This is a genomic window from Pseudomonas cavernicola, assembly GCF_003596405.1.
Classification (GTDB): domain Bacteria; phylum Pseudomonadota; class Gammaproteobacteria; order Pseudomonadales; family Pseudomonadaceae; genus Aquipseudomonas; species Aquipseudomonas cavernicola.
This window is the reverse complement of record NZ_QYUR01000008.1, coordinates 359,489-385,763: the sequence shown is the minus strand read 5'-3', so window position 1 is coordinate 385,763 and position 26,275 is coordinate 359,489. Positions and strand designations below refer to the sequence as shown.

Genomic DNA, 26,275 nt, shown 5'->3' with positions numbered 1-26,275 from the left:
ATTAATCTGAGGCCGCCATGAAACCACGACATTTTCCGGGGCACGTCGCATGGAGTGAGGCCCGTTTGAATGGTGACCATGCTTTGGCATTCGTTGCCGTTAAACCTCATGATTCTGAGGCCGAGCCACTGTTTCATCTGGTCTACGAGGGGGTCTACTTCTCTCGATTGTCAGAAGCCATCGACGCCGCTGAGGACGCACTCAGCAAGCTTCTTCATATCGACGAGGAAGGCAGGCCGGTATTCAGTTCGGTTGAGTGCTGAAGTACGCGCCGCAAGAGTTAGGTCCATCATCCATGGAGGTGCCCGCCTGCGCAGGCTCTCACGCGTCTGGTCTACCCTTCCCTTTCCAGGCTTTCATGAGGAGCGCGCCATGCGCAGGCGCCTTACTCATGGGTTAGTAAACCGAATTGCAGAGCGTCTGCCCAGGCACTGGCGATATCGTGTTACGCACTCTGACGCAAAATCTCTACCGTGACCTCACGCACGATCCGCAGGACAAGCCCCACCGCCTCAGGCTGCGGATCGACCGGATAAACCATATAGGCAGGCAAAAGAAAATCTGGGGCGCCAGGGTGTCGGTGCAGTCGTCCTGCGGTCAGCTCATTCTTGACGAGTCGCAGTGGGAAATACCCGGAGCCGCCATAGGCCAGGATGTGGTTCAGGCCCAGCCAGCCGATATTGGCGCTCAACCCTGGGCCTAGGAAGTCGGGGAAGGCTGCACTGTGCTTGCTGGCAAATTCCGGGCCCCAGTCGATATACACATAGTTCTCACCAGGTGGATTGGGGGTGTCGTCGCTGGTGGTCACGTAGACCAGTTGCTCTTCGAGCAGCGGTTCAACCACCAGCCCCGGCCGGCTTTGCGGCGTGTACATCACACCGATGTTGGTGCGCCCCTCGATCAGCCCCTGTATGAGTTCATCTTCGAAGGCGATCTCGGCGCGTATTGCGATGTCTGGTACCGCACTGCGGATTCGCGGCAGGCAGACAAACAGCAGGTCGTCCCAGAGCCCGAAACGTCCGCCGATGGTCACGGAAGCCCGAAAGCCCATGGCCACGCCTATGTCGTGGCGGGCACGTTCCACGGTGCGCACGAGCGTGGTCGCGTAGGGTTGAAAGGAGCGACCTGCGGGGGTCAGAGCCGTGCCGGCCTTGTTGCGCACGAACAGGCTGCAGCCGAGTTGCTCCTCCAGCGCGGCAATTCTGGCACTGACGGTCGATTGCGTGACGAACAGCCGCGAGGCGGCATTGCGGAAATTTCCGGCGGCGATGACCGTCAGAAACGTTCGGGCAAGTTCAGTATCCATAAGCTGCTATCCGTCCAGTAGGTCGTCAGGTAGAAGCATCATCTGCCCATGCTTCGTCTCTTGCGACGTCGATAACAGCCCCACCGCTTGACCAACCAACTGCCAGGAGCGTCGGGGGCTTTCTGGACTAATGTCGAGCGCCTTGCGGTGTCGGCGCTGCAGCTCAGCTCACTGGTTGGCTCGCGGTAAGACCTGGGGTGAGGCACCGGGCCGGGTGCGGCAGCCATCTTGCGCTTGGGCAGGCCCCACGCGCCCATTTAGGTAGCGGTGCCGCCAGCTGTCAAATGAATTCGATGTTGCCGATATAACCGGCCAATATTTATCGTTATTCAAATGCATTAGGGCGGCGTAACGTCGGGGGTGACATCCCGAATAGGCTCCTGCCGAGGTGGTCAAAATGCATCTGCTGGGCTCAGAGGATCGACAATCACTGCGCAGCGTCGCGTTTGTGCTGATGGGCTTCCTGTTAGTTGTTGGCCTATTGATCGTTGTCGCGGTGGCTGCCGGCTGACAACTAGCGAGTTGCCGATATCGTGATCCGCGACCTCTATGGACGCAAACGGGCGTTAACGATGGACGCCAGGATCTGTCCTTAAGATGAAGCTCTGGGCTTCTAGGAAGTAGATAAGGCAGCATCTTGAAGCACCCTGCTTTCGTAGACGTCTTCGAGCAGCCGCTATATTGGGTCGTTCTGAGTCGGTCGCGAGGGGCTCAGAACGGCCAAGAGCGGCCATGCCGTCCGTGCAAAACGGCTGCAGGGCAAGCGGATTTCCCACACTAAAGGAGTCGCACCATGGCTCAAACCGACACCACCCCCTCCGGTCCCGATCTGGCCAAAGGCGTGCCCTTGGCCAGTGTGCCGGCCGCTGGCGTGCTCGCCGGCCACGTCGATGGAAGCCCCGTCCTGCTGGTGCGAATGGATGATGGTATCCATGCGGTCAGCGGGCTCTGTACCCACTACGGTGCGCCGCTGGCCGATGGCCTGGTGGTCGATGACGAGATCCGCTGCCCCTGGCACCACGCGTGTTTCAGCCTGCGCACGGGCGCCGCGCTGCGAGCGCCCGCCTTCGCAGCGCTGGCGACGTGGCGTGTGGAGATCGTCGGCGAGACCGTGTTCGTGCGCGCCAGGGAAACGGCCACGCGGCCGTCGCGACCGCGTGCACCGCACAACCAGCCCGGACGCATCGTGATCATCGGTGGCGGCGCCGCGGGGTTCGCGGCGGCCGACCGGCTGCGCGAACTGGGCTATTCCGGCGCCTTGTCGATGCTCAGCGCCGATGCTTCGGCGCCCTATGACCGGCCCAATCTGTCCAAGGACTACCTGGCCGGGACCGCACCGGAAGACTGGATTCCACTGAGGGGGCCGAAGTTCTACGCCGATCGCCAGATCGACCTGCGCCTAGGCTGCGAGGTCACCGCGATCGATATCGGTGCACGGCAGGTGCTGACCGGATCAGGCGAGCGGCTGGCCTATGACGTCTTGCTCATCGCCACCGGTGCGGAACCGCGGCAGTTGCCCGTGCCGGGTTTCGACCGGCCCAACGTGTTCATGCTGCGCTCGCTGGCCGATGCCCGGGCCATTGTCGAGGCGAGCAAGAGCGCGGCTTCGGTGGCCCTAATCGGCGCCGGCTTCATCGGCATGGAGGCGGCGGCGGCCCTGCGCGCGCGCGGACTCAGGGTGCATGTAGTGGCACCCGAGGACGTGCCGATGGAGCGTGCGCTCGGTCGCGAAGTGGGCGGCTTCATCACCGGCCTGCACCAGGAACAGGGAGTGGTGTTCCACCTTCGGTCGGTGGCCAAAGGCTTCGATGGCAAGGTGCTCATACTGGGTGACGGCACCCGGGTTGCCGCGGACCTGCTGATCGTGGGTGCGGGTGTCGCGCCGCGCATGGAGCTCGCGGCTGCGGCCGGACTGGCGGTACAGGACGGCATCCTGGTCGATCCCAACCTGCAGACATCGGTCGCCGGCCACTTCGCCGCCGGCGATGTCGCGCGCTATCGGTACGGTGCGGACCTGGTCCGGGTCGAGCACTGGGTGCATGCGCAGCGGCAGGGCCAGGCTGCCGCGGCCAATATGCTGGGCGCCGGGCAGGTGTTCACGGATGTGCCGTACTTTTGGACCCACCACTACGGCCTGGATCTTCGCTACACCGGATACGCGGGCGGTTGGGACGAAGTCCGGATCGACGGCACGTTGTCGAAACAGGACTTCACGGCGCGGTTCTTTCGCGCGGGGATCCTCGTCGCGGCCGCATCGGTCGGGCGTGATCTGGAGAACCTGTCCATCGAGGCGACGTTGCAGGGTTGACCGGGTCCCCGTAGGGGCGGATGAGTCGTGGGACGGTTTGCATGAATCAGCATAGAGCCCGAAGGACTGCGTTCGTGCTGGCCGGCGGCGGCAGCCTCGGAGCCGTGCAGGTCGGCATGCTCAAGGCACTGAACCGAGCGCGCATCACCCCCGATTTGGTCGTCGGCGCCTCGGTGGGGGCGATCAACGGCGCCTACTATGCCGCCGCCCCCGACGAAACCGGCATCGCCCGCCTCGAGCGCATCTGGCTGGGGTTGCGCCGCCCGGATATCTTCCCGTTCTCGACGCTCAGCACCGTCCTGTGCCTGCTTGGCCGGCGCGACCACCTAGCACTGCCCCGCCACTTGCACGCGCTCATCGAGTCGCAGCTCCCCTACCGGCGCCTGGAAGATGCCGCATTGCCCTGTCACGTTGTCGCCACTGACGTTCTCGATGGCACGGAGGTCATCCTGTCCTCGGGAGAGGCCGTGCCGGCGCTGCTCGCCAGCACGGCCATCCCGGCAGTGTTTCCAGCGGTGGCCATCGCGGGCCGGCCGTTGATGGACGGCGGTATCGCCAGCAATACCCCGATCTCCGCGGCGGTTTCCCTGGGGGCAACCCGGGTGGTGATCCTGCCGACCGGAACGCCGTGCGTCCTGCAGGCACCGCCACGTGGTGCACTGGCCGCTGCGCTGCATGCGATCAACCTGCTGGCCATGCGCCAATTGCTGGCGGACGTCGATCGCTTCGCCGATCGCTGTGAACTGATCGTCGTTCCGCCATTGTGCCCGCTGGCCATCAACACCTACGACTTCTCACAAACGGGTGAGCTCATCCGTCGTGCGGAGACAGCCACCAGCCACTGGCTGAAGGACGGATTGCAGGGCAAGGATCCCCGTTGGGCCCTGGCACCGCATCGCCATCGCGCGGGCTGAGGGGTGTTTTGCGGCCATGAATTAAGCATGTCTGCAACCAGCATCGAGGAATACGCAACAAGCAACAAGGAGAAGAACCGCCATGAAAGCAAAACTCTTGGCCCACTGGAAAGGCAAACTACAAGCCGGCAGTTGGGGAATATCCATCCAGGCGAATGGCTGGAAACCCCTCTCACCCGCCCCTTTGGATGAACCCGACGGCGCCGGCCGCCGCGCCTTCCTCAAGCTCGGCGCCGCCGCGCTGGCCGTGCCGCTGCTGCTCAGCGCGCGCCCCAGCGCAAGTAAAGACGGCGAGCCCGAGACGCCGCTACCGGTATTTCCCCCCAGTCCGCCGACCAAGCCGTGGCAGGTGTTTCTGCCCAACGCGATCACGCCACTCGCCCCGGTCGACCCGCTAACTCCGCCCCCCAGCGTGACGGCGAATATTGCGGGCGGAGAAGAATGCGGCCGGGCCACGCACCAGCGTTATGCCGAACTCCTTGACGCGCTGGGTGTGACACCGACTGTTTACGAGCTGAATGCCGTGGAGCGACCCGATTGGGAATTCCATCCGGACTATCCGAAACAGCCGGTCTGGGTCTTCGAGAGCGACACGCCGGATAAGACGCAATTTAGCCCGGTGTTCTTCGCGCGTTATGGCCAGCCTATCCTCTGCCGCGTCCGCAATCGGCTGCCGCAGGATCACACGGGCTTCGGCACGCCGGAGGTCTCCGTCCACCTGCACAATTTGCATACGCCGTCGGAGAGCGATGGCTTCCCGGGCGACTACTTCAGCCCGGATAAGGCCGGGCCGACCCTGAGTGCGCCAGGGAAATGGAAAGACCACTTCTACCCCAACGTCTATGCCGGCTACGACCAGCAGAAAACCCGCCTTGGCGATCCCAACGAAGCCCTCGGGACGCTGTGGTTTCACGACCACACCCTGGACTTCACCGCGCCGAACACCGTCCGCGGACTGTTCGGCTTCTACCTGTTGTTCGACAACCTCGATTCCGGCGACGAGGGCCCGCAAAGCAGCGGGCTAAGGCTGCCGAGCCATCCCTACGATTACACCCTGAGCTTTGGCGATCGGCGCTTCGACGCCAACAAACGGTTGTTCTTCGACGAGTTCAACCCCGAGGGGGTGCTCGGCGACAAGGTGATAGTCAATGGCAAGATCGAGCCGGTGTTGCGCGTCGCTAGGCGTAAGTATCGCCTGCGCCTGCTGAATATCGGCCCGAGCCGTAATTACGAGCTGTATCTCACTCGGGCGGGCGTCGTGCAGCGATTCACCCATATCGCCAATGACGGCAACCTGTTGCCGGCCCCGCTGCTGTACCAGACCAGGGTGCGGATCGGCGTGGCCGAACGCGCCGACATAGTCGTGGACTTTTCCAGCTATCCGCTTGGCACCGAACTGTTCATCGTCAACCGTCTCGTTCAGGACACTACTCGCAAGCCTGGGGACGTGGTCGCGCCGGGTACCCAGTTGCTGAAGATCATCGTCGACCGCACCGCGGCGGATGTCAGCATGGTGCCGAGCGCGCTACGACCGCTGCCGGATATACCCAGCCCTGCTGAAATCGCGGCATTGCCGGTGCGGCGCTGGGAGTTCGATCGCAAGAATGGCCTGTGGCAGATTAACCAGCGGCTGGTCGACGTGAAGACTCCACGGGCCAAGATAAAGAAAGGCAGCGCCGAGGTCTGGGAGCTGGTGAATGACTCCGGCGGCTGGACTCACCCGATCCACATCCACTTCGAAGAGGGCCGCATCCTCAGCAAGACCGTGGATGGGGTTAACGTGCCCGTGCCGCTGCACGAGCGTGGCCGCAAAGACGTCTTCGTGCTCGGCCCAAACACGACCCTGAGGGTGTTCCTGCGCTTCCGCGATTTCATCGGCAAGTACGTCATGCACTGCCACAACATGATCCACGAGGACCACGCGATGATGCTGCGCTGGGACATCGAGGACGACTGAGTGGTACGTGGCAACAACACTCATGAGCCGGGAGAAATACAGATGAACACTCGCAGAAATCTATTGGCCGGCATCGGCGCCCTCGGCGCCACCGCGCTCGGCTGGGCCGCCTGGCGCGGGGTCAGCGAAGCACCGCAACTCGTTCGCAGCGCTGCCGCCGCTGGCGAGCGCTTCCCGAACGCGCGGCTCTATACCCACGAAGGCAAGGCGGTCAGCTTCTACGACGATCTGATCCGCGACAAGGTGGTCGCCATCAACATGATGTATGCCTCCTGCGCCGGGATTTGCCCGACCGCGACGGCCAACCTGCGGCTGGTGCAGAAGCTGTTATGAACCGTCCCGGGTTTCTCGGAGGCCCGTTGGTGTGAGTCAAGCCACTTGGGTCGACCCACTGAGTTGTTGATAATAGATAGCTTCGGCCTCTACCGGTGGAATGTGACCAGTCGGTTCCAGCAATCGGCGGTGATTAAACCAGTCCACCCATTCCACCGTCGCTAGTTCCACCGCTTCACGATTCAGCCGCCTGCTCTGGTTCACCTGACCGACATGGACACTCTCGGCAACCTGGTAGACGGACTTGGAATACGCTTGTGCATAGCGACTCTCCCAGCGATCACCACGAACTGTTCGGTTCGCAGAAGTGTGGTGATTACAGCATTCAAGCCGTTCGCTTCGCTCACTCGGGACCGGCTAAAGCCGGCCCCTTAACCAAACGTTAGGTCCCACAGGAGGATGAGACATGAGCGTGATGTTGAAGCGAGCTTATGAACCAGCGACCAAGGCCGATGGCGAGCGGATTCTCGTAGACAGGCTTTGGCCGCGTGGATTAGCCAAAGTCAAAGCAAAGATTGATCTATGGCTCAAAGACGTCGCTCCATCCACTGAACTCCGCCAGTGGTTCGGTCATGACCCGGAGAAATGGCCGGAATTCAAGAAACGGTACCGAGTCGAACTGAAAGGGAATCCTGCACTTTCGGAGCTTATGGCACTTTCGCGTCAAGGTGACATCACTCTCGTATACGCGGCCAAGGATCAGTTGCACAATGAAGCCGTGGTACTCAAACAAATTCTTGATCGCGGGACCTAACAGTCCGCAACATTCTTGGGGTCGTCTCAGAATTCGAAATTTAAAGCACGCTAAGGAATGCTCGATCCAACTGCGGCGCGGCTTGGCGGTTGGCGGTTATCGCTGGAAGCGGCGTTATGGTCGTTCTCGAAACTCGACAGTCTCGGAAGCTCGATACGAGAGCGGTTTTCGAGAATAGGATAGGCAAGGCCAGCACTGGCGCGGCCTGCTTTCTCACTCTGGCATCTCGAAAACGATCGTTTGCGAGCAAGGAAACCATGCCAACGGCTTAACGTACGATTTTTTCCGAATTCTGAAGCGACCCCTAGGACAGAAATTCACTGGCTAGACTTGATCCGGCTCAGGGGCGCCATGAGCCAGATCGGCGCAGGGTGCCGGAGTGGAATCCAGGGCGCTCGATCTGGCGAAACCGCCCCCGCGACGCATCCAAAACGCTCCCAGGCAATCCAAGCCGCTTTTGAGTCTAAAAATAACTCTATATAAATCAATTAGATAATTATTTATCTAGGTTTATCCAGAGGGATTTTTTGCTTTTTCCTATAATGGCATTATTTTATGCTTTAATTGATTTTGTAGGGAAATCCATAACCGAGGGTACCGCCATGAATATCAGGACACTGGCTTTGCTGCTTCTTGCACTGTGCGTTCAACCCGCCTGGAGCCAGACGGATGAGGGCCACGTCAAACCGGTCGGTTCGGAGGCTGCCGCACTCAGCACGCGTCTGGCGCTACGGGATCTGTGGGTGGAGCATATTTTCTGGGTGAGAAACTACGTGATCGCCAACCAGCAGGGTCAGCGCAAGCAGGCCGACACTGCTGGCACTGAGGTGGTGGCCAATGCCACTTCGATTGCCAATAGCCTCGCGCCCTTGTACGGCCAGCCGGCTGCAGACCAGTTGCTCAAGCTGCTGGCTGGGCACTGGGGCGCAGTGAAACACTACAGTGACGCCTCTGTAGCGAAGAATGCGGCAGGAAAGGACGCCGCCGTTGCCGAGCTGACGAGCAATGCCAAGGCTATCGCGAAGTTCCTGGCCACGGCCAATCCGAACTTGCCGGAAGACACGCTGGTCGCGATGCTCAGCGCTCACGGCGGGCACCATATCGTCCAGGTCGATCAGCTGGGCAAAAAGGACTACGTCGCTGAAGCCAGAACCTGGCAGGCCATGCGCGAACACATGCTTGGCTTCGCTGATACCTTGGCGGCAGCACTGGTCAAGCAGTTCCCGGACAAGTTCTGAGATGGGCCGGGGCGCCTAGGCGCCCCTCCTCCCTTTTTGGGTAGCTGGAAATGACGAGGTAGCAGAATGTTTCAGGGGATGGGTCGCACGCAGCAAGATCTTCTATCTGCATTGCTGTACCAACCGGCGGGTATGAGCATTGACGACCTGGCCAGCCACTTGGCGGTGACTCGCACAGCGATACGTCAGCATCTGGCCGCGCTGGAACGTGACGGTCTGATCCTTCGCGGGGTAACTCGACCAACCGGCCGTCGTCCCGAGCAGCTGTACCTGCTCTCGGCACGCGGCAAGGAACTCTTTCCCAGGCAATACCAGCTGCTGGCCGACCTGTTGATCGGTGAGGTCGCAGAAATCATCGGCCACGACAACCTAGTCCGATTGATGCGCAGCCTCGGCCGCAAGATGGCGGCCGGCATGGAGCAGCAGGCGGTGGCCGAGGAGCGGATCGTCAGCCACATGAATCAGGCCGGTTATGAGGCCGAGGTGTTTTTCCGCTCCTCTGGCGAGAAGGAAATAGTCGCGCACAACTGCGTTTTCCATCATCTGGCCAAGGCTCATCCGGAAGTCTGCGAGCTCGATCTGGCCCTGATCGGCGCCCTCGGCGAGGGCGAGGTGGAACACCTCGAATGCATGCTGCGTGGCGGCAATGTCTGTCGCTTCCAACTAACCGACACCAGCCCTACCGTCAGCGGCGGCCACTCCCTCAAGTAAGGTGCGCTGCGAGGATCTATCGATGCACGAACAACTGCCCAATCACTATCGCGAGATCTTGATCGGGGTGGGTGAAAACCCCGAGCGAGAAGGCCTGCTGGACACCCCAAAGCGTGCAGCCAAAGCCATGCAATACCTGTGTCACGGTTACCAGAAAAGTCTGGAAGAGGTGGTCAACGGCGCACTGTTCGCCTCGGACAACGACGAGATGGTAATCATCAAAGACGTCGAGTTGTATTCGCTGTGCGAACACCATCTGCTGCCCTTTATCGGTAAGGCCCACGTTGCCTACATCCCGACCGGCAAGGTGCTCGGCCTGTCGAAAGTCGCGCGGATCGTCGATATGTATGCGCGGCGCCTGCAGATTCAGGAGAGCCTGACCCGGCAAATCGCTGAGGCGATTCAGGAGGTCACTCGCGCCGCCGGGGTGGCGGTGGTGATCGAGGCCCAGCATATGTGCATGATGATGCGCGGGGTGGAGAAGCAGAATTCGGTGATGAACACCTCGGTGATGCTTGGCGCCTTCCGCGAGTCGGGCAGCACGCGTCAGGAATTCCTGCAGCTGATTGGGCGGGGCAAGTAAGCATGCCGCGACCGGCACCTGGAATGGCGCGGATTCTCGCCTAAATCGGTGTCCGGGATCAGTAAACCACTACAACAAGCGATTTTATCCACCTGGGTATCGGTGGACTTGCCCCCTATCAAACCGGACACCGGCACCCCGTTAAGTTGATGCCTTGGCCAAGTGCCTGAACTCCCGTGGTGAACGGTATTTCAGGGCGCTGTGGGGGTGCTGTTCATTGTAATGCTCGAAGGCAATTGCCAGGTTGCGCAGCGCCGTCTCTCGATTGGGCTTAGGCATGTGGGCGATGTAGACGCGGCATGGTCAGTCGTCCGTTCGTAGGTATTGGTGTAGAGTTTCGCGGCTAATGCCGTACTCGCGGGCGAGCTTCGCTTTCTGCACGCCGGTAGCGGCCCGACGCCGAAGCTCGACCACCTGTTCGGGCGACAGCGCTTTCTTGCGACCCCGGTAGGCCCCGCGCTGCTTGGCGAGTGCGATGCCTTCGCGCTGCCGCTCGCGAATCAAGGCCCGCTCAAATTCGGCGAATGCGCCCATCACCGACAGCATTAGGTTTGCCATCGGCGAATCCTCACCAGTGAAGGTCAGACTCTCCTTGACGAACTCGATGCGCATGCCGCTCCTGGTCAGCTTTTGCACTAGGCGGCGCAGATCGTCCAGGTTGCGGGCCAGGCGCGGCACCGATGCGTGCCAGTGTCCGAAAAATTTATTTTTGCGCCCCTAGGTTCTGTTGACGCATCAGCGTAACCACAGCAGAACAGCAGCGAAGGCTAGCATTGACCTGAAATGACAGGCTTTCTTCTCAAAACGTGTAGCGATCCGTCGGTAGTACTTCGGTTTGCTGAACAGGCACTCAACGGCGTGGCGCCCTTTATAGAGATACCAGTCACAAGAGCGTTGCTCGACACGGTTGGTCTTGGGAGGAATCACCGCTTGAATCTTGCATGCCTCTATCCGCCCTTCTGCACTCACTGGATCGCTACAACACCCTCTCTAGTCAGGGATTCAGAAGAGGACAAGGAGTCTGTTCCACCTGTTCCATAACGCTTTTTTACAGCACAAGCCGTCGATCTGTCAGTGAGCCAGAATCATCATGCGCATTGCACTCGAATCGCCTGATCAGTCCGAAGTCATAGATCTCATTGCGAAATTGGATCCGCGCCGCGTAGTAACCCGATCGGCTCACACTCAGTAAGCCTTGCTTGAGGAGTCCCGCTCGAATGCGCCGGTAATTCAGCCACCTCAGGAGCCGATGTTTCATCCGCTGGGTCTTGTCGAAGATGCAGTTGAAGAGACGCTCAGAGAAGAAACCCCAATATTGCTGGCTGACTTGCCGCAGCCAACAGAACATCACGGGCAAGCTGGTGTTTAGAAATAAACATATCGGTACATGGGCAAGTGAAACGCTATTTCGCTTGAACAGCAGAATCATCCCAAGGATGCACCATGCCCTCTACAATGGCGCTCCACTTTCTGCGCTGGGATGGCACATGGATATCGAGCTCGCCCGCACCTTTCTCGAAATCGTTCGCTGCGGCAGTTTCATCGCCGCAGCCGAGCGCTTGCACGTCACTCAGACCGCTATCACGGCGCGTGTCCAGAACCTCGAGAGCCAGCTCAACTGCAAGCTATTCGTGCGTAATCGTGCTGGAGCCAAACTCACGGCCAACGGCGAGGCCTTCGTCGTTTATGCCAACCAGATGGTGCAGACTTGGGAAGCCGCTCAGCGTGATCTGCCCCTACTGGATGGCTACCGCAACGTGTTGCACGTCGGTGGTGAAGTCAGCCTGTGCAACCCCCTGATGCTCAGTTGGGTGCGCAAATTACGCGAGCACATTCCTACCCACGCGATACGCGCGGAAATTGGTGACGGTCAAAGCCTGCTACGCCAACTCGAACTAGGGGTGCTGGATGCTGCACTGGTTTACCAGCCGGTCTACTGGCCAGGTCTGCAGGTCGAGCAACTGCTGGAGGAGAAACTGATCCAGATACGCTTGCCTTCCGCACCGGACCCTTACGTTTATATCGACTGGGGCGAAGACTTTCGCCGTCAGCATAACGCGGCTCTGCCGGACAAAGCCAAAGCCGCCCTCAGCTTCAACCTGGGACCACTGGCCCTGCAGTACATCCTCGAAAGTGGCGGCTCCGGCTATTTCCGAACCCGTGTGGTCCAGAGCTATCTCGACAGCGGGGTTCTGGAGCGGGTGACCAAGGCGCCAGAGTTCAGTTATCCCACCTACCTGGTCTATTCCCGCGACCGTGACTCGGCGATCCTGCAGCAAGCCTTCACGCTGTTGCGTGAGGCGGTCAAAGGCGACAGTGACTGGTCTCAGCGCTGGGACCCGCTGATATAGCCAGGATTGAGATTCAGCCCAAGTGCATGATCAGGTCCCGATGCAAGGCTGCAATCAAGTCGGTCTGGGTGACGATACCCACCAGCTCACCCTGCTCCAATACGGGCAGGCAATGAAGGCCCTGGCCGGACAATAGGGGAATCAGCTCGACCACGTGGGCGCGGCTGTCCACGCAGGTGACCGGGCTGCTCATCACTTGCTCCAGCAACACATCACGGCGTAGCCCTAAGCGGCCAAGCAGGTTGCGGCGCCCTGACCGGCGGGAATGCCCGATCAGGTCGATCAAGCTGACGATGCCCACCAGATGGCGCTCCTCGTCGAGAATCGGCAAGGTTTTCAGGTGATGGTGCTTGAGCATCCGCAAGGCCTGCTTGAGTGTGGTTTCCGGCGTCGCGCATTGCACATCGCGAGACATGATCTGACCGGCACGAATCTCCCCCATGCTACGGCGCAAGGCATGCTTCTCGGTGGCGCGGATGATCAGCTCGAGGTTCTCGCGGGTGACATCGACGAACTCGCCCATATCGGTCAGTGCCTGGTCCACGTCAGCAGATGTGATGCCGACACGCTGCTCCGGCGACGGATCGTGGGTATGGTGCAGATCGGTGGCGGGCGTCATATGCGATTTGGGGTAACGCACACGGGTCAAGTTGTTGTACAGCAACGCACAGCCGAGCAGACACAAGGCATTCAGCAGCACCGGGTACAGCAGCATGAAGCCCATGTTGACCATTGCCGGGCCGGCCAGGACCACACAGAGCGCCACGGCTCCGCCTGGAGGATGCAGGCAGCGCAACGGGCACATCAGTGCCAGGGAAATCCCGACCGCCAGGCTGGCGCTGCCCAGAGAACGGCCGAAAAAATGCACCATCAACAGGGCGACAACTGTTGCCGTGAGGTAACTCCCCACGATTGACCAGGGCTGGGCTAGCGCCCCGGAAGACACGGCGAACAGCAAAATCGCAGAAGCCCCCAGTGGCCCCATCAGATGCAGTGCTACCTCGCTGCCGAATACCTGACGACAGACCAACGCACTGAGCAGCACACCTAGGGCCGCACCGAACGCTGCGCGCAGCCATTCTTTGGGGCGAGTATTGAGTGCAGAGGGAACAAAACTAGCGAACCAGCTTGAGAACATAGGGCGATGCCGCATCTTGGAAGTCATGACAGGAAGGCGAAAAAAGGAGGGCTCACGCGGAGCAACCCGTGAGCCCTTAACCGTGCTGGGGAGCACGCGGAGGTTCCATTCCTGGAGAGAAAAATGTCTGCCCAGCGGAGCCTCGATCAGGCATCCAGGCGGTAACAATCCGGGTCGTAGGCAGCTTCGAGTGCGGGCGTCACCACCCGCTCGCAGAGCCGTCCGGTGGCGGCCGTCATGTTGCGGGCGGCCTCCAGGTCGTCCGCGAACGGCAGCAAGGCTGCCTGTTCGAGCTCGTGATCGCTTCGCTGCAGCAGGCAACTGTGGATGCCCGCGCAGAACGCAATGAACCCGAGAATGAACATCAGCGTTTGCATGCCGTTACCTCGCTCAGGCCACGGCAGGCACTGGCGCTTGCACGCCACGCTCGCCGGCTCGGATGGTGCGCCAGGTGTTATAGGCCATCAGCAGCATCCCGCTGGCGAAGGTCGCACCACCGAGCAGGCGCACGATATAGCCCGGGTGGCTGGCCTGCAGCGCCTCGACGAAGGAATAGGTCAGCGTGCCGTCGTCGTTGATCGCGCGCCACATCAGGCCTTGAGTGATGCCGTTGACCCACATCGAGGCGATGTACAGCACGGTGCCGATGGTGGCGAGCCAGAAGTGCGCGTTGATCAGGCCGACGCTGTGCATCTGCTCGCGACCATAGAGCTTGGGAATCATGTGGTAGAGCGTGCCGATGCTGATCATCGCCACCCAGCCCAGCGCGCCGGCGTGTACGTGGCCGATGGTCCAGTCGGTGTAGTGGGACAAGGCGTTGACCGTCTTGATCGCCATCATCGGCCCTTCGAACGTGGACATCCCGTAGAAGGCCAGCGACACCACCAGAAAGCGCAGGATCGGGTCGGTGCGCAACTTATGCCAGGCGCCGGACAGCGTCATCATGCCGTTGATCATGCCGCCCCAGCTCGGGGCCAGGAGGATGATCGACATTGCCATGCCGAGGGACTGCGCCCAGTCTGGTAGCGCGGTGTAGTGCAGGTGGTGCGGACCGGCCCAGATATACAGGGAGATGATCGCCCAGAAGTGCACGATGGACAGCCGGTAGGAATAGATCGGCCGCTCGGCCTGTTTCGGCACGAAGTAGTACATCATGCCGAGAAAGCCCACCGAGAGGATGAAACCCACCACACTGTGCCCATACCACCACTGAATCATGGCGTCGGTGGCGCCCGAATAGACCGAGTAGGACTTCATCAGACTAATCGGCACCACGGCGTGATTGATGATATGCACCATCGCCGTGACCACGATGAAGGCACCGTAGAACCAGTTGCCGACATAGATGTGCTTGACCTTGCGCCGCGCGATCGTGCCGAAGAACAGGTAGGCGTAGGCCACCCAGACGATGGTGACCCACAGGGCGATCGGCCACTCCATCTCGGCGTACTCCTTTGAGGTCGTGTAGCCCAGTGGATAGCTGATCAGCATGGCGACGATGGCCGCCTGCCAGCCCCAGAACACGAACTTCGCCAGCGAGTCGGAGATCAGCCGCACGCGACTGGTGCGCTGCACCACGTAGAAGGAGGTGGCGAACAGCGCGCCGCCGCCGAAGGCGAAGATCACCAGATTGGTATGGATGGGGCGGATGCGGCCGAAGGTGATCCAGGGCAAGTCAAAGTTCAACGCCGGCCAGACCAACTGGGCGGCGATGAACACGCCCATGCCCATGCCGAGAATGCCCCAGAACAGGGTCATCAGGGTGAACTGGCGGACCACATCGTAGTTGTAGGTAGAGTTTGTATCAGGGGGGATAGCACTGGCCATAGAAGTTCCGTTGCACCGAAGGAATCGCAGATCTGATCCCCCCACCGCATTCCGAACCGACAGACTCCCTCTTCGTGGGGACTAGGTATCAACGGGACTGAGCACGTCCGCTACGCTATGTGAGGCGGACCTAGGTGGCAGGACCGGGCTAGTCTGCCGCCCAACTTAACTCGTAACAAACTAATAATAATGAACTATAAGTGCATTTATTTTGATTTAAAAAGAGTTACCACTCTCGGCACCTCACCCAAGAGCCTGTTTCCATCTTCGTCTGGATGGGTTTGAACAATTCGACCGCATTGAAACAGCTGGAGAGCAATGAGAGCGCCGCACGGTCTCAGAAACTCAGCAAATAAAAATCAAAATCAATGATCTATACGTACATTAAATTTCATTTTTTATCATTCAATACCCGTGGATACCATTGGTTGGTTATCTAATCCTCAACAGCCCCTCTACCAGTCTGTCCTCTGGAGGAACCGACCATGACTCACCCAGCTTTCCACACTCCTTTGATCGACCTGTTAGATTGCGATCTGCCAATCATTGCCGCCGGCATGGGCGGCGTCGCACGACATGAACTCGCTGCCGCGGTCAGCAATGCCGGAGGTTTTGGTTGTCTAGGCATGGTGCGTGAACCAGCCGAGCGTATTCGCGCCGAGGTAGAAGCCTATCGCCGTTTGAGCGACCGGCCGTTTGCGGTCAATCTCATTCCCGCGGCTACGGAGCCACGATTACTCGAAGCTCAGGTACGAACCTGTTTGCAGCTGCAGGTGCCGACCATGGCCTTGTTCTGGGATGTCGATGTAGCCTTGATCCGCCGACTCAAGGCCGCGGGCATCCTGCTGCTGCAACAAATCGGCAATCGTGCTCACGCAGAAGAAGCGCTGCTGGCGGGCGCCGACATCCTGATCGCCCAAGGTTACGAAGCCGGCGGGCACCTATGGGGTACCACCGGCAGCTTCGCCCTGCTCCCGGAAATCGTGGCGATGAGCACGGTGCCAGTAGTGGCCTGCGGAGGCATTGCCAGTGGTGCGGCATTAGTCGCCGCCTTGGCGCTGGGCGCCCAGGGCGTCAGTTGCGGTTCGGCCTTCCTCACCACCCACGAAGCCAACGCCCACGACTATCACAAGCGACAACTGCTCCAGGCGAGCGCTTGCGAGACTGTGGTTAGCGAACGCTTTTTTCGTAACTGGCCAATGAGCGCCCCCGTGCGAGTGCTGCCCAATGCCGTGACTCGCGGCCAGCACGATGCACTGTATGCCACACGCAGCAGCCCGATCATCGGTGAGCAGGACGGCATGCCGATTCATCTGTTCTCCACCGATTCACCCCTGCGCGATGCGCGCGGAGAACTGGCAGATATGCCGATCTACGCTGGCCAGTCTTGCGGGCAAATCCAGCAAGTCTGCAGTGCGGCTGAACGAGTTGCACAACTGATGGATCAGGCCCGCGACACTCTTGAGCGCCTTTCATGCACACGCCCTGAAGGCCCAACGACACCGAGCGCGCCAGACTATAAACAAAGCGCCACACCTACCCTCGTCGAAGCCTTAAATGAGCTGCTGAGTGCGGAACGGGCCGGCGCCCGCGTAGCCGCAGCGAGCCTGAAAGAAACCGGTAATAGCCGGCAGCGCACTCTGCTATCGCGGATTCACCAAGGCGAAGCAGACAGTTGCCGACGCCTGCGACATTGCCTCGAGCACCTAGGGGCTGAACCGACACGTGAGCTTGGCGCCTTCCATGGCAAAGCCATGGCCATCAATGATCTCGAGGAACGCCTGGCATTCATCGACAAAGGCCAGCGCTGGGTGATCCGCAAAATAACCGAACTGTTGGCGGACACACTCGACGTCAAGGTTCGCCATGAACTGGAAGAGGTCCTGAAGACACACAAGCTCAACAGCGATGAACTTGCCTCGGGCACAGGTAACATTCAATAGGAAAGGAAAGGCCCATGTCCGCTGAAGTATCTGCCCCCCCTCTACTCCCACGCACAGCAAGCCCTCACGTGCACTCCGCCTGGCGGAAGTCCGGTTGGAAAATGCCGGTGTGGAACTCAACGGCAACGATCCCTGGGATCTGCAACTCAACGCGCCCGATGTACCTGAACAAGCATTGGCATACGGCAACCGCGGCTTGGCCCCGTTGCGCGAACTACAGAGTGGCCCGGGTCACAGAGCCCAACCAAGGCCGAATATACGAATGCAACCGCACTGACGACGGGGTTGGAAAAGCATTACTCACCGCTTGTGGGGAGAGTCCATATACGCTTTGTTAGGTCGCGCCCCTGCCGCACCCAAACAGCATCTGGCGGGCACAAGGCCCGCATCAAGAGCTTCCCAACTCAATCACGTATCCGTCTGGGTCGGTGAAATACGCATACGGAAGGCCGGGCGCATGATCGCCCCGGCTTAGGAGTCTTCCGCCCGCCCGCTCGACTTGCCGGACGCTCTCTTCGAACTGGTCCTGTCCGGCCAGGGCGAAGCCGAAATGCGAGACACCCCCCGCCCCAATCGGCTGATCCGTATCGACCTCGCACAACGTGATCGTGTCGTTGCCGCCTGGCGAGCCAAGGAAAACCATCCGCCGGCCATCCCAGAACCTGACTTCGAGTCCAAAAGCCGCTTGGTAGAATCTAAGCGAGCGTTGAATATCGCTGACGTTCAGGTTGATGTGGTTAAGCCCACGCGATTTGATCATCGGTTTTGCCTCCAGCGAGGAATGCTTCCATGGCTCTCGGCGGCGACGCGAGTACCCGTCGACCCGCCCACTCCATTCGAACTCGCGCGGCCTAACGTCAAAGCTAAAGGGCGCCGGCGCTCCCAAGCTCAGGTTATGTGCAGGACTGTCACCGGCGTCCCTGTTGAGTGTTATGCGCTTGTGTACCCAAGAGCTTCGATGAGAAGGAATTTACCTCTAACAAAAATGCCGTTGCCCCTTGCAAGCTCATTGGCAAATACCATGGTCTGTATGCGGTCGAATCACCGGCCACTGCTGAGCACTACCTTGGACGAGTTCATTGCACCTTCACCTTCCATAATCATCAGTGTGGCCGCTGTCGCAGGCTGCTTTGATTGCGCGGAAATAACGGTGCGGAGGGGGCCGATAACCGTGCTATTGGCAGCTCCGGCCGGGTTGGTTTTGAAGCTTGCCAGAGGGCGGTCTTGTCCGCTCATATACAAGCTATAGAGTGTTTGCGGCTTGAGTTTGAACAGCGACACTTCCAGCGAGTCGACTACCCCCAGATTGCGCGCGACCACAAAGCCCTTGCCGTCACCCGTAGAGGCTTTGAGCGCGACGTTAAGCGGTTCGTCATTCACCCGCGCAACCAGATTAGCGGTGCCATCGCCCGTGGATACCGCGTTGGAGACGTACACCAAGGCCTGTGGCGCTTGACCGGCGGGGACACGGGCAATGACCTGGTCGTTCGCCGTGTCAATCACATCAACGGCGTCACCATTCTCCAAGCCCACGTACATCCGCGTACCGTCGTCCGAGGGCCAGATGCCGTGTGGCAGCGCGCCCACTGTAATTGAAGTGAGCAGCTTAGGCGTGTCATCCATGGAGTAGACCTTGACGAGGTTATCGCCCCCTAAGGTGACGTAAGCCCGTGTGCCTTGCGCTGTCTTGGCGAAGCCGATGTGGTTGGTGATGAATCCGGTGTCAAATACGCTTTTTACTTCCAGAGACTCAAGATCAATACGCGTTACCTTGCCCACGTCCTTGTGCGTCATCCACAATTCTTTTGCGTTCGGTGTGAACTGCAAAAAGGGCGAGAACGGGCTGACCACCGGAATACGCTTGATAACTTTATGGGTCGCGACATCAATCACGTCCACTTCAGCAGTGAAGCTGTGCACGACGAAGGCGAGTTTGCCATTCGGGTGAAAGAGCACCATGCCTGGCCCCGCCGCCGTTTCGATACGGCGGGTTTCTTTAAACGTGGTCGGGTCGATCACCGAGATGTAATTCTCTCCCCGAACAACCACCCACACTTCTTTGCCATCGGCACTGAAGAACCCTTCATGGGGTGAGCGGCCAACATAAGTGATGCCTTTGACCTTGTTGGTGGCAGTGTCGATAAACGCCACCGAGTTGGAGCCATTGGAGATCGCGATCAAGGTTTTATGGTCAGGCGAGAAACCTAAGCCATGTACATTTATTTCACCTTTATAAAGGGGTGAAAGGATGTCTGGGCGTTGGTTGCCGAGGCGAATTTGACCCAGCAGCGTATTGCTCGCGGGGTTGATCACCGACACCGTATTGGTATTTTGATCCGCGGTGTAGACCCGGTCTGTAGGGCTGGGTGCCGCGAGCGCGAGGTGAGTGCCTAGCGTGAATGTCAGGCTTAGCGCGACAGCGCTTAAGGGCGTTTTCATTACGTTCTCCATCTGCTTAATCAGCTTAATCAGCTTATTGGCCTAGTGTTGAGTGTGTGCCGGTTGCGCGACGAAGCGCTTTTGCCAGGCTTGCATCACTCGAATTTCGTTCTCTTGCTCGGTAATGATCGCCTGGGCCAGATTGCGCAGTTCCGGATCCTCGCTGCTCAGTAACAGCGCCTTGGCCATATTCACGGCGCCCATGTGATGAGGAATCATCATGCTGACAAAGTCGTGCTCCGGAGAGCCGTTCATGGGGGCGGCACGCATGTCGTGGTCCATCACCGCCATGGCATCGTCCATCAGTTGGCTAAAGGGCTTGGCCGTACTGGCCACAAACGGTGCGGGCGCAGTACCCGTTACGGCTACATGTGAGTGAGGTGCGTCTTGTGCGTAACTTGGCATGCCACCTAGCAATACCAGCGCAGTCAATACAGCACCGCATAGCGGGCCACAGTGCTGCTGGAGCAAGGGTTTAGTCGCGATTATTAATTTTTTCATCGCCAGGCATTCACCTTTTCTCAAGTTGTTCATAGACGGCGGTAGCGACTCGCACGAGCTCACCCTTATCGATACCGGCCGAGAGCGCATAACCAAACTGACCATCAATCCAGTAGAAGACATTCACCGGGCCCTCTTGGGCGAAGTGAAAACCAGTGTCCTGGTTGGTGCTGTTTTCAGTTGAGACGTAGAGGGTCAGCCGCTGGCCGGTGATGTCGTGATACATAAACTGCGCAACGGGTCCGCTGTTACCCGGCAACAAACGGCCACCGATCAGTTCGTACCCCAACGCGCCCAATGTCGGCGGGCGGATCTTGGCTTTCAGGCGCTTGGATAACCACTCCACCAACTGTTCTTCCTGGTCCGCGCCGATTTCAACCGGACGGCGCACATCGGGGCTGTACACCACATGGGCAATTGCCGCTTGTCTGGACAAACTCGCAGGCTGCTCGCTCGCGAACGGCTGGATGTATGAATGCTGCACCAGGGGCTCAGGCCGCGACTGCACTTCCCCGCGTATGAGCCAACCCGACCAGCCCCCGACAAAGGCCATGACGAGACCGGCCGCTAGGCTTTGCCACGGCCAATGCTGTGTTTGGCGACGCGACGGCTCTTTGCCGGCAGCATCAAGGAGCCGCTTCGGCATGGGCTCATTCAGCACAGGGCTAAACAACGCGTTGAGGGCACGATTCTGTTCTTGATAGCTGCGCACACGTTCAGCCGCTTGCGGGTTGGCGGCCAGGTACTCGGCCATCTCAACCTGCCGAGAAGCCGGCCAAACCCCGTCAACGTAAGCGTGCAGGTCATGTTCGGTGATTGTAGGTCGGTTCATTTCACCACCTTGAATGTTGCGCTCAGCTCGCGACCTTCGAGCAGAGCGCGGAGCTTTTCCCGGCCCCGCGCAAGGCGCGACATCACCGTACCAATGGGAATATCAAGGGTTGTAGCCACTTGCTCGTAGGTCATTTCTTTAAGCGCCACCAACAGCAGGATTTCACGTTGATCGTCGGGCAAACGCTGCAACATCGCTTGAAGGTCACGCACCTCCAGGCTGTCAGCCTGAGTGGCACGCGTGGGCACGTTGAAATCTTCATCGCTGGTTAAAGACGTGGTCATGATGACGGGCTTACGCCTTTGGTCGATGTGCATGTTGTGCATGATGCTGAACAACCAGCTGCGCATATTCGTGCCACGTCGCCACAAGGCGAATTTGCTCCACGCACGCTCAAGGGTGTCTTGCACCAAGTCGTCAGCCGCAGCGGAGTCACGCACCAACGCTCGTGCGTAACGACGCAAGCGCGGTATGCAGGCCAGCATTTCTTCGCTGTTAGGGCTCATCGACAGTATCCGCAGGTATCAGGGGCAGCATGACGTAATGTCTGTGCAAGACCTGACCCTCATCGGAACAGGCCTCGCACGCGCTGGCGTAATCAATAAGCACTGGGCGCTGGACTCACTGGGACAATCTGCCAAGTTTCGTTGGCGATCTTGTCTTCGCGATAGGTCAGCACATAGCGCACGTTGATCAGTTGTGTACCGGTGAACTGCACATTGGCTGTCACCGTCGCGCCTTTTGGGTTGGCAGACTCCTGCAGTGTGTCCATGCTGACCTTGAGCGGGCCTTGAGCCTTGCTGAACTTGTCCCATACGCTGCGAATGTCGCTCGCACCGCGGTAAGTGCCATCCAGCGGACCGCCGACCCAATTTAATTGGGCGTTGTCGGCATAGTCAGCCATGACCTGAGCAACATCACCCTTGCCAATGGCCTGGAAGTGCAATGTGGCATCTTCGCTAGGTTGCGCCGCTAACACGGCATGGCTGAAGCCAAGTGCGGCACAGAGAGTCAAGGCGCCAGTAAGTTGCTTGTACATGGTGTGTCCTCCAAAGGGTCATGCCTTATCAATCAGGTTGAGCTATTTAGGTATACGAGAGCGGCGGAATGTTTATTCCGCCAGGCTGAGCAGAAATCCTTAAAGTGAATCCCCCGGATTTTCTAGACACTCTCCAGGCTTGTGAAATACCGCTCTGAGGTCGTCCCGGTTTTCCGACAGTTCTAAACTAGAGTTCGGCCGATTTGAGGGCCTGTTTCTGACCTCCTTGGGTGAACTCACTGGGGGGCAGATTGCCCAATGAGCTGCGCGGACGGAAATCGTTGTAGTCCTGGCGCCATGCTTCGATCCGAATCTGCGCATCCTCGACCGACACGAACTCGTGGGCATTCAGGCACTCATCCCACAGTCTGCCGTTAAAAGACTCGATAAACCCGTTGTCCGTGGGCTTTCCAGGGCGGCTAAAGTCCAGCTGGATGCCCTGCTGCCAGGCCCATTCGTCGAAGGTCTTGGCGGTGAATTCGGTGCCGTTATCGAGGGTAATTGTCTGCGGCAAAGACCCGGTCTGGGACAGTGCTTGCAAGGCGTCCACTACGCTCCGGCCGGTGAGCGAAAAACTGGTCTCCAGCAACACACTCTAGCGACTCCATTTATCGATCACCGTCAGCACCCGGAACTTGCGCCCGTTCTGCAACTGGTCGTGGACGAAGTCCATGCTCCAGGACTGGTTGGCGTGTGTCGGTGCCGGTACTGGCCCGCGAGGTAGGCTGATCCGCTTGCGCCGTCGACTGCGCCTGCGCACCTGCAAGTCTTCCAGGCGATAGAGGCGATGCACCTTGTGCCGACCGGCTTGCCAGCCCTCACGACGCAGCAGGATGTGGATACGGGCGTAGCCAAAGCGTGGACGGCTGTGCGCCAGCTCGCGGATACGCTGACGGAGGGCGCTGTAATCCTTGGCCACGCTCTTGTAGTAACAAGTGGCCCGATGTAGCCGGGCCAGCCGTCAGGCGCGCTTTCGGCTGATCTGGAAGCGCTCGTGAATCCACTGGGCCAGCTCGCGTCGGCGAGCCGTCCTCAGATCTTTTTTTTGATCACTTCCTGGAGGATATGGCGATCCAGAGTCAGGTCGGCCACCAGCTGCTTGAGCCGCGTGTTTTCGTCCCTGAGTTGGCGAAGCTCCCGTAGCTCCAGCACACCGAGGTTGGTGTACTTCTTCCACACATAGAAGGTGGCCTCGGCCACCCCGAGCTGCCGGCAGACCTCCGCCACCGGCATGCCGACCTCGGCTTGGCGCAAGGCAAAAGTGATCTGTTCTTCAGTGAATCTCGACTTTTTCATCGCCGCTCTCCTGCTGGGAAAGCAGCCATCGCCGCGACCGTACTCTAGTTATGCGCTGTGCTGGAATTTCGGGACAACGTCGGCTCGTCGGAATAATTCGTCTGCGTTCTTGCATGCGGGGGGTCGCCTGCTTAACTCTGAACCCCAGGTCAACTAGTGACCATTTGGTCACAATGACCATCTAAGCGCGCTCGCGCTGTTGTTGTTTGTCTGTGCTGCCTGGTTGAATCGGGGAAATCCCTTGCTTTGACGCCCGAAATTCACCCGAACAACCTCCGTAACAAATTGAAAGTAAATAAGTTATTAATTTATTCGCCTGGCACTCGACTGTCAGGTGCAGGCGTTCTGCTGTCTACCATATGGCCTGCGAACAGCCGCTCACGCTGTCCGCTGAGCCCAACTTGTGCCAGAAGGCTAACGACATGAAGCCAGAAACTGCCATCGTCGAGATTCACAAGAAGTACCAGGTTTATACCGAACGCTATCTCAACGACGCCGCTGACAAGACCATCATTCTGGTCAACGGCTCGCTGGCAACCACCGCATCCTTCGCCCAAACGGTGCGTTACCTGCAACCGCGGTTCAATGTGGTTCTCTACGACCAGCCCTACGCCGGCCAGTCGCGACTGCACAACCGCCACGACCAGCCGATCCGCAAGGAAGACGAGGCAGAGATACTGCTGGAGTTGATCGAACACTTCTGCGCCGACCATGTGCTGTCCTTCTCCTGGGGCGGCGCGGCTACCCTGCTGGCGCTGGCCCAGCGGCCGCGACGGATCGAGAAGGCGGTGATCAATTCATTCGCAGCGCGGATCAATACGCCGATGCGCGACTACCTGGAGAGCGGCCTGAACTTTCTCCAGGCCTGCGACCGCTGCAACGTCGGCCGCTTGGTCAACACCACCATCGGCAAACACCTGCCGTCGCTATTCAAGCGCTTCAACTACCGCCATGTCAGCAGCCTGGCCGAGCACGAATACCTGCAGCTGCACTTTCATATCCGCGAGGTGCTGACGCAGGATACCCAGTGCTACGTCGCCTGCGCCGAGGCCATAGATATCCCGCTGCTGTTCGTCAACGGCGAGTGGGACGAGTACACCACGGCGAGAGACGCCCGCCTTTTCGCCGACCATGTCCGTCGGTGCCAGTTCCGCACCATCAAGAACGCCGGGCACTTCCTCGATATGGAACACAAGGCGGCCTGGCACGACACCCAGCAGGCCCTACTCGGCTTTCTGCAGCCGGTTTCCAGCCTGGCCAAGCCGAAGCACGCGCGGCCCTGGACAGCCGACACCGCTGCGCAGACCGCATAGTCACAGCGCGGCGCATGGCCACTTGTCCCATCAGAGAGGGCGTGTCTCTGGGTTGATTCTTGGCGCGGCAGTTTGGATTCATCTCCAACGCGCCTTGGCGCAAGCCCTTTCTGTTTGGCTCTATGACGGTATGACGACGGAGTGTGCTCCATGCGAGAGAAACCAGCGGCGGGCTCTTTGCCCGTACCCTCGTCTTTCATGACTGCCGAACAAGGCGCCATGGTCGGCCTGCGCGGCCGCAATCTGTTCTCCGCGCTGCGCACCCAGCCTGTTCAAGGGCATCGGCCACCTGCTCGTCGGACAAGGCGCTAAGCATGCGGTCGCGGCCGATAGGTTTATGGTCAATTATGCTCGCGACCATAATTTATACCCTCAAGCATAATTGCCAATAATTGCTGCTTGGGGAAAGCATCGACTGCCTGGGAGACCGCCTAGTGGTGCTGGATAAAGGACGAGTGGTCGAGAGCAGCAACCACGGGGGATTGCTGGGACTTGGTGGCCTTTACATGCGGCCCTGGCAACACCAAACAGGGGGCGTTCGTCGGGGTGGAGTGAACTTCACTTTCATCGACGGTCACATGAAGTCCTTGTTAAGCGAACTCCAGCAGAGGAACAGCCTTATGAAATTGGCCTCGGTTGTCAGCGCCGTGATTTCCAGTCTCGCGCCCAGTGTATTCGCCCAGGATGGCCTGCATGAACCCGGCGCGAGAATCTCCGCCGTGGACTACCACTACGGGATGGAAATCGATGTGCAGAAGGTGCTGCAACGCACCGACACGTCCCAGAAGACCGGCGTGGTACCGGTGACCCTGGTCTACGAGGACAGCGAGGGCGAGATGCACAAGATCCGCTTCCTCGAGTGGGGCGGGAGCACAGCCAGCACCACCAGCATTGCCTGATCAGGCCTGTCGATAGGGGTGTAGGCCACGGGCCTCCCCGGCGTGCGCCTGCACCCCTCGCCCCTGTCGCACGAACTCTCCCACCGCCGAGCGCAGGCCGGGGTGGGCCAGCCAATGCCCGGAGAGGGTGATCACCGACTTGAAGCCACAGATCAGCTTGTGCTCGCCCTGGGCACCGGCGTCGAAGCGCTGCAGGCCATCGCCGATCGCATGCTCGGTCCCCTGGTAGAAGCAGGTCGCGAAATGCAATCCGTACTTGGTGGTGCCCTTATCGGTATCCTCGGAATGACGGGTATGCCGATCAGCTCTGATGACCGCGATACCGAATCTGCCCCCAGCGATAACTTTATAGCCCGCCACCTGATCGCGGATTTTGAGCACCGTGGTGGAGGAGTTCGCGTGCCGTGCGGCGGCTCGAATGCCCATGTTGGCGCCCAGCAGTTCCCGAACGCACTTGTGCAGATCCTCGTCCATCGGCCTGCCCGTGTAATCCCGCTGAGATGAGGTGCATTTCGGCACAAGGACTGAGCCAAAAAACCCATACAAACAATCTTTAAAATCAAATAATTACAGAACGAATGTCCTAATTTCCC

Annotated in this window: 24 protein-coding genes and 6 pseudogenes; 14 read left to right on the top strand and 16 right to left on the bottom strand. The window is 59.5% G+C overall.

What is annotated here, in order from left to right:
* Nucleotides 1–17: 17 nt before the first annotated feature.
* Nucleotides 18–263: a hypothetical protein gene (locus tag D3879_RS23765; protein WP_119956669.1), complete on the top strand. Its 246-nt coding sequence runs from the start codon at nt 18–20 to the stop codon at nt 261–263.
* Between the two features lie 182 nt (nt 264–445).
* On the opposite strand, the gene D3879_RS23760 is transcribed toward D3879_RS23765, so the two are convergent.
* A complete protein-coding gene (locus D3879_RS23760; RefSeq protein WP_119956668.1) occupies nt 446–1,306 on the bottom strand; it encodes a LysR family transcriptional regulator in 861 nt (286 codons plus the stop codon).
* Nucleotides 1,307–2,099: 793 nt separating this feature from the next.
* Here D3879_RS23760 and D3879_RS23755 point away from each other — a divergent pair.
* From D3879_RS23755 to D3879_RS23740, 4 genes are all read left to right on the top strand, one after another.
* Nucleotides 2,100–3,614, top strand: a complete 1,515-nt coding sequence (locus tag D3879_RS23755; protein ID WP_119956667.1) for an FAD-dependent oxidoreductase — start codon at nt 2,100–2,102, stop codon at nt 3,612–3,614.
* A 41-nt stretch (nt 3,615–3,655) separates the two neighbouring features.
* Nucleotides 3,656–4,528 carry a patatin-like phospholipase family protein gene (locus tag D3879_RS23750; RefSeq protein ID WP_177412485.1) on the top strand — a complete coding sequence of 291 codons (873 nt, stop codon included), beginning with the start codon at nt 3,656–3,658 and terminating at the stop codon, nt 4,526–4,528.
* Nucleotides 4,529–4,610: 82 nt separating this feature from the next.
* Nucleotides 4,611–6,485 carry a multicopper oxidase family protein gene (locus D3879_RS23745; protein ID WP_119956665.1) on the top strand — a complete coding sequence of 625 codons (1,875 nt, stop codon included), beginning with the start codon at nt 4,611–4,613 and terminating at the stop codon, nt 6,483–6,485.
* A gap of 42 nt (nt 6,486–6,527) precedes the next feature.
* On the top strand, nt 6,528–6,818 hold the full coding sequence (locus D3879_RS23740) for an SCO family protein (protein WP_119956664.1): 291 nt from the start codon (nt 6,528–6,530) through the stop codon (nt 6,816–6,818).
* 36 nt (nt 6,819–6,854) lie between these two features.
* On the opposite strand, the pseudogene D3879_RS28035 reads toward D3879_RS23740, so the two are convergent.
* Nucleotides 6,855–6,995, bottom strand: a pseudogene (locus tag D3879_RS28035) (IS3 family transposase); the annotation flags it as partial.
* A gap of 229 nt (nt 6,996–7,224) precedes the next feature.
* On the opposite strand from D3879_RS28035, the gene D3879_RS23730 reads away from it, so the two are divergent.
* The 4 genes from D3879_RS23730 (at nt 7,225) to folE (ending at nt 10,104) form a co-directional block, all read left to right on the top strand.
* Complete coding sequence (locus tag D3879_RS23730) at nt 7,225–7,572, top strand: DUF488 domain-containing protein (RefSeq protein ID WP_177412484.1); 348 nt, start codon at nt 7,225–7,227, stop codon at nt 7,570–7,572.
* Between the two features lie 602 nt (nt 7,573–8,174).
* The gene (locus D3879_RS23725; protein WP_119956663.1) at nt 8,175–8,810 is read left to right on the top strand and encodes a hypothetical protein; all 636 of its coding nucleotides are present in this window, start codon (nt 8,175–8,177) and stop codon (nt 8,808–8,810) included.
* A 66-nt stretch (nt 8,811–8,876) separates the two neighbouring features.
* Nucleotides 8,877–9,521 carry a helix-turn-helix transcriptional regulator gene (locus tag D3879_RS23720; RefSeq protein ID WP_119956662.1) on the top strand — a complete coding sequence of 215 codons (645 nt, stop codon included), beginning with the start codon at nt 8,877–8,879 and terminating at the stop codon, nt 9,519–9,521.
* A 22-nt stretch (nt 9,522–9,543) separates the two neighbouring features.
* Nucleotides 9,544–10,104, top strand: coding sequence for a GTP cyclohydrolase I FolE (gene folE / locus D3879_RS23715; RefSeq protein ID WP_119956661.1), 561 nt, complete (start codon nt 9,544–9,546; stop codon nt 10,102–10,104).
* 141 nt (nt 10,105–10,245) lie between these two features.
* Here the strand turns inward: folE and D3879_RS23710 are convergent.
* The 3 genes and pseudogenes from D3879_RS23710 to D3879_RS23695 all read right to left on the bottom strand — a co-directional run.
* Nucleotides 10,246–10,401: pseudogene (locus D3879_RS23710) on the bottom strand (integrase core domain-containing protein); the annotation flags it as partial.
* Between the two features lie 6 nt (nt 10,402–10,407).
* Nucleotides 10,408–10,785 (bottom strand): annotated as a pseudogene (locus D3879_RS23705) (recombinase family protein); the annotation flags it as partial.
* A 367-nt stretch (nt 10,786–11,152) separates the two neighbouring features.
* Nucleotides 11,153–11,533: a hypothetical protein gene (locus D3879_RS23695; RefSeq protein ID WP_119956659.1), complete on the bottom strand. Its 381-nt coding sequence runs from the start codon at nt 11,531–11,533 to the stop codon at nt 11,153–11,155.
* 58 nt (nt 11,534–11,591) lie between these two features.
* On the opposite strand from D3879_RS23695, the gene D3879_RS23690 reads away from it, so the two are divergent.
* Nucleotides 11,592–12,455, top strand: coding sequence for a LysR family transcriptional regulator (locus D3879_RS23690; RefSeq protein ID WP_119956658.1), 864 nt, complete (start codon nt 11,592–11,594; stop codon nt 12,453–12,455).
* A 13-nt stretch (nt 12,456–12,468) separates the two neighbouring features.
* Here D3879_RS23690 and D3879_RS23685 read toward each other — a convergent pair whose 3' ends face one another.
* From D3879_RS23685 to ccoN, 3 genes are all read right to left on the bottom strand, one after another.
* Nucleotides 12,469–13,593 carry an HPP family protein gene (locus tag D3879_RS23685; protein ID WP_238474314.1) on the bottom strand — a complete coding sequence of 375 codons (1,125 nt, stop codon included), beginning with the start codon at nt 13,591–13,593 and terminating at the stop codon, nt 12,469–12,471.
* Between the two features lie 146 nt (nt 13,594–13,739).
* Complete coding sequence (locus D3879_RS23680) at nt 13,740–13,970, bottom strand: hypothetical protein (protein WP_119956656.1); 231 nt, start codon at nt 13,968–13,970, stop codon at nt 13,740–13,742.
* Between the two features lie 13 nt (nt 13,971–13,983).
* On the bottom strand, nt 13,984–15,420 hold the full coding sequence (gene ccoN / locus D3879_RS23675; protein WP_119956655.1) for a cytochrome-c oxidase, cbb3-type subunit I: 1,437 nt from the start codon (nt 15,418–15,420) through the stop codon (nt 13,984–13,986).
* Between the two features lie 485 nt (nt 15,421–15,905).
* Here ccoN and D3879_RS27700 point away from each other — a divergent pair, with 485 nt between their 5' ends.
* Complete coding sequence (locus tag D3879_RS27700; RefSeq protein ID WP_119956654.1) at nt 15,906–17,363, top strand: nitronate monooxygenase; 1,458 nt, start codon at nt 15,906–15,908, stop codon at nt 17,361–17,363.
* Between the two features lie 388 nt (nt 17,364–17,751).
* On the opposite strand, the gene D3879_RS23665 is transcribed toward D3879_RS27700, so the two are convergent.
* The 7 genes and pseudogenes from D3879_RS23665 to D3879_RS23635 form a co-directional block, all read right to left on the bottom strand.
* Nucleotides 17,752–18,123 carry a VOC family protein gene (locus tag D3879_RS23665; protein WP_119956653.1) on the bottom strand — a complete coding sequence of 124 codons (372 nt, stop codon included), beginning with the start codon at nt 18,121–18,123 and terminating at the stop codon, nt 17,752–17,754.
* A 281-nt stretch (nt 18,124–18,404) separates the two neighbouring features.
* The gene (locus D3879_RS23660) at nt 18,405–19,802 is read right to left on the bottom strand and encodes a YncE family protein (protein ID WP_177412483.1); all 1,398 of its coding nucleotides are present in this window, start codon (nt 19,800–19,802) and stop codon (nt 18,405–18,407) included.
* 42 nt (nt 19,803–19,844) lie between these two features.
* The gene (locus tag D3879_RS23655; protein WP_218567863.1) at nt 19,845–20,303 is read right to left on the bottom strand and encodes a DUF305 domain-containing protein; all 459 of its coding nucleotides are present in this window, start codon (nt 20,301–20,303) and stop codon (nt 19,845–19,847) included.
* Nucleotides 20,304–20,313: 10 nt separating this feature from the next.
* The gene (locus D3879_RS23650; protein WP_218567862.1) at nt 20,314–21,057 is read right to left on the bottom strand and encodes an anti-sigma factor family protein; all 744 of its coding nucleotides are present in this window, start codon (nt 21,055–21,057) and stop codon (nt 20,314–20,316) included.
* Nucleotides 21,058–21,131: 74 nt separating this feature from the next.
* Nucleotides 21,132–21,641: an RNA polymerase sigma factor gene (locus D3879_RS23645; RefSeq protein ID WP_119956650.1), complete on the bottom strand. Its 510-nt coding sequence runs from the start codon at nt 21,639–21,641 to the stop codon at nt 21,132–21,134.
* Nucleotides 21,642–21,733: 92 nt separating this feature from the next.
* Nucleotides 21,734–22,174, bottom strand: coding sequence for a nuclear transport factor 2 family protein (locus D3879_RS23640; RefSeq protein WP_218567861.1), 441 nt, complete (start codon nt 22,172–22,174; stop codon nt 21,734–21,736).
* A 187-nt stretch (nt 22,175–22,361) separates the two neighbouring features.
* A pseudogene (locus D3879_RS23635) lies at nt 22,362–23,470 on the bottom strand (IS3 family transposase).
* 422 nt (nt 23,471–23,892) lie between these two features.
* On the opposite strand from D3879_RS23635, the gene D3879_RS23630 reads away from it, so the two are divergent.
* The 3 genes and pseudogenes from D3879_RS23630 (at nt 23,893) to D3879_RS23625 (ending at nt 25,682) form a co-directional block, all read left to right on the top strand.
* Nucleotides 23,893–24,783, top strand: a complete 891-nt coding sequence (locus D3879_RS23630; RefSeq protein WP_119957077.1) for an alpha/beta fold hydrolase — start codon at nt 23,893–23,895, stop codon at nt 24,781–24,783.
* 425 nt (nt 24,784–25,208) lie between these two features.
* Nucleotides 25,209–25,338 (top strand): annotated as a pseudogene (locus D3879_RS27305) (hypothetical protein); the annotation flags it as partial.
* Nucleotides 25,339–25,403: 65 nt separating this feature from the next.
* Nucleotides 25,404–25,682, top strand: coding sequence for a DUF2790 domain-containing protein (locus tag D3879_RS23625; protein WP_119956649.1), 279 nt, complete (start codon nt 25,404–25,406; stop codon nt 25,680–25,682).
* On the opposite strand, the pseudogene D3879_RS27300 reads toward D3879_RS23625, so the two are convergent.
* A pseudogene (locus D3879_RS27300) lies at nt 25,683–25,931 on the bottom strand (peptidogalycan biosysnthesis protein); the annotation flags it as partial.
* Nucleotides 25,932–26,275 lie beyond the last annotated feature (344 nt).

Bases quoted from the DNA above. Each gene is read 5' to 3' on its own strand.
- D3879_RS23760 (WP_119956668.1), bottom strand. From the start codon at position 1,306: ATGGATACTGAACTTGCCCGAACGTTTCTGACGGTCATCGCCGCCGGA.
- D3879_RS27700 (WP_119956654.1), top strand. From the start codon at position 15,906: ATGACTCACCCAGCTTTCCACACTCCTTTGATCGACCTGTTAGATTGC.
- D3879_RS23660 (WP_177412483.1), bottom strand. From the start codon at position 19,802: ATGAAAACGCCCTTAAGCGCTGTCGCGCTAAGCCTGACATTCACGCTA.
- D3879_RS23765 (WP_119956669.1), top strand. From the start codon at position 18: ATGAAACCACGACATTTTCCGGGGCACGTCGCATGGAGTGAGGCCCGT.
- folE (WP_119956661.1), top strand. From the start codon at position 9,544: ATGCACGAACAACTGCCCAATCACTATCGCGAGATCTTGATCGGGGTG.
- D3879_RS23645 (WP_119956650.1), bottom strand. From the start codon at position 21,641: ATGAGCCCTAACAGCGAAGAAATGCTGGCCTGCATACCGCGCTTGCGT.
- D3879_RS23640 (WP_218567861.1), bottom strand. From the start codon at position 22,174: ATGTACAAGCAACTTACTGGCGCCTTGACTCTCTGTGCCGCACTTGGC.
- D3879_RS23665 (WP_119956653.1), bottom strand. From the start codon at position 18,123: ATGATCAAATCGCGTGGGCTTAACCACATCAACCTGAACGTCAGCGAT.
- D3879_RS23650 (WP_218567862.1), bottom strand. From the start codon at position 21,057: ATGGCCGAGTACCTGGCCGCCAACCCGCAAGCGGCTGAACGTGTGCGC.
- D3879_RS23720 (WP_119956662.1), top strand. From the start codon at position 8,877: ATGTTTCAGGGGATGGGTCGCACGCAGCAAGATCTTCTATCTGCATTG.
- D3879_RS23655 (WP_218567863.1), bottom strand. From the start codon at position 20,303: ATGAAAAAATTAATAATCGCGACTAAACCCTTGCTCCAGCAGCACTGT.
- D3879_RS23750 (WP_177412485.1), top strand. From the start codon at position 3,656: ATGAATCAGCATAGAGCCCGAAGGACTGCGTTCGTGCTGGCCGGCGGC.
- D3879_RS23680 (WP_119956656.1), bottom strand. From the start codon at position 13,970: ATGCAAACGCTGATGTTCATTCTCGGGTTCATTGCGTTCTGCGCGGGC.
- D3879_RS23685 (WP_238474314.1), bottom strand. From the start codon at position 13,593: ATGTTCTCAAGCTGGTTCGCTAGTTTTGTTCCCTCTGCACTCAATACT.
- D3879_RS23630 (WP_119957077.1), top strand. From the start codon at position 23,893: ATGAAGCCAGAAACTGCCATCGTCGAGATTCACAAGAAGTACCAGGTT.
- D3879_RS23730 (WP_177412484.1), top strand. From the start codon at position 7,225: ATGAGCGTGATGTTGAAGCGAGCTTATGAACCAGCGACCAAGGCCGAT.
- D3879_RS23725 (WP_119956663.1), top strand. From the start codon at position 8,175: ATGAATATCAGGACACTGGCTTTGCTGCTTCTTGCACTGTGCGTTCAA.
- D3879_RS23625 (WP_119956649.1), top strand. From the start codon at position 25,404: ATGAAATTGGCCTCGGTTGTCAGCGCCGTGATTTCCAGTCTCGCGCCC.
- D3879_RS23695 (WP_119956659.1), bottom strand. From the start codon at position 11,533: ATGATTCTGCTGTTCAAGCGAAATAGCGTTTCACTTGCCCATGTACCG.
- ccoN (WP_119956655.1), bottom strand. From the start codon at position 15,420: ATGGCCAGTGCTATCCCCCCTGATACAAACTCTACCTACAACTACGAT.
- D3879_RS23755 (WP_119956667.1), top strand. From the start codon at position 2,100: ATGGCTCAAACCGACACCACCCCCTCCGGTCCCGATCTGGCCAAAGGC.
- D3879_RS23745 (WP_119956665.1), top strand. From the start codon at position 4,611: ATGAAAGCAAAACTCTTGGCCCACTGGAAAGGCAAACTACAAGCCGGC.
- D3879_RS23690 (WP_119956658.1), top strand. From the start codon at position 11,592: ATGGATATCGAGCTCGCCCGCACCTTTCTCGAAATCGTTCGCTGCGGC.
- D3879_RS23740 (WP_119956664.1), top strand. From the start codon at position 6,528: ATGAACACTCGCAGAAATCTATTGGCCGGCATCGGCGCCCTCGGCGCC.